The organism is Kitasatospora sp. NPDC059803, assembly GCF_042732255.1.
Taxonomy (GTDB): Bacteria; Actinomycetota; Actinomycetes; order Streptomycetales; family Streptomycetaceae; genus Kitasatospora.
The window spans coordinates 1-1,049 of sequence record NZ_JBHWIJ010000238.1; the positions used below are offsets into that span (position 1 = coordinate 1).

A 1,049-nucleotide genomic window follows, 5' to 3' on the forward strand; every position below is an offset into this window, starting at 1 on the left:
GCCCCCGCCGCGCCGCTCAGCGCCCCCCCCCCAAGGCCCCTCCGCCCCTCGGGGGGGGGGCGCCCCCACCGGGGGGGGGGGCGCCCCCGGGGCGGGGGCGCCCCCCCCCTCCGGAGAGTGGTGACGGAGATGTGCTGGAACGAACTACCCGGCGAGGCCGTGCCGGTGGGCGTAGAGCGCGGCGCGCAGCCGGTCGGGCTGCCCGATCTTGCGCATGGCCTGGGTGAGGTGCTTCTTCACGGTCGCCTCGGCCAGGGCGAGTTCCCGCCCGATCTCGGCGTTGCTCAGCCCGAGCCCGAGCTGGACCAGCACCTCGTGCTCACGATCCGTCAGTCCGGCGTGCTGCGGCGGCAGTTCGCCGACGTGCTGAGGGGGAGCCGCCGCGTGGGTCCGGGCCGGCGGCGGCGCCGGCAGGAACACCGACCCGCCGGCCGCGGCGAGTTGGACGGCGCTGATGATCCGGTCCTCGGCCAGGTCGAGCGGAAAGCAGCCGCTGGCCCCGGCCAGCAGCATCCGGCTCGCCTCGGCGGTCGACTCGGCCCGGCGCAGCAGCAGCACCCGGGCGTCGGGCGCCGCGTCCGGGCCGCGCAGCGCCACCACGACGGCGAGGTCGGCCTCCAGGCTCGCGCCGCGGCCGAGCAGGATGACGTCGGGGGCGACCCGGCGCACGGCGGCCACCGCGCGCAGCGGGTCGCCGGTGGACCCGACCACGGCCAGCCCGGGCACGGTCGTCAGCACGCTGCGCAGCCCGGCGCTGGCCACCGAGTGCCGCTCGACCAGGAACACCCGGGCGTCGGCGGTGCGGTCGCGGTCGTCCTCCACGCACATCGGATGGCCGCACCCACAGCCGGTGGCGGTCGGCCCGACCGACGGTGGCGGCGTCACCGTCTCCGCCAGCAGCTGGTGACCGGCGATCAGGTCGAGCGGGTTGTCGATCTCGGCCTGTGCCGGTGGTGCGGCGTGCACCGGCGGCGGGGCCCCCGGGCGGGGGGGCCCCCCCCGGGGCGCCGCCCCCCGCCCCCCGCCGGGCGGGGCCCCCCCGCCCCGCC

Annotated in this window: 1 protein-coding gene; it reads right to left on the reverse strand. The window is 79.5% G+C overall.

Features of this window, described 5'->3' with window-relative positions; all coding sequences use genetic code 11:
• Positions 1-144: 144 nt before the first annotated feature.
• The gene (locus ACFV6I_RS29480) at positions 145-966 is read right to left on the reverse strand and encodes a LuxR C-terminal-related transcriptional regulator (RefSeq protein WP_380428556.1); all 822 of its coding nucleotides are present in this window, start codon (positions 964-966) and stop codon (positions 145-147) included.
• Positions 967-1,049: the final 83 nt, after the last annotated feature.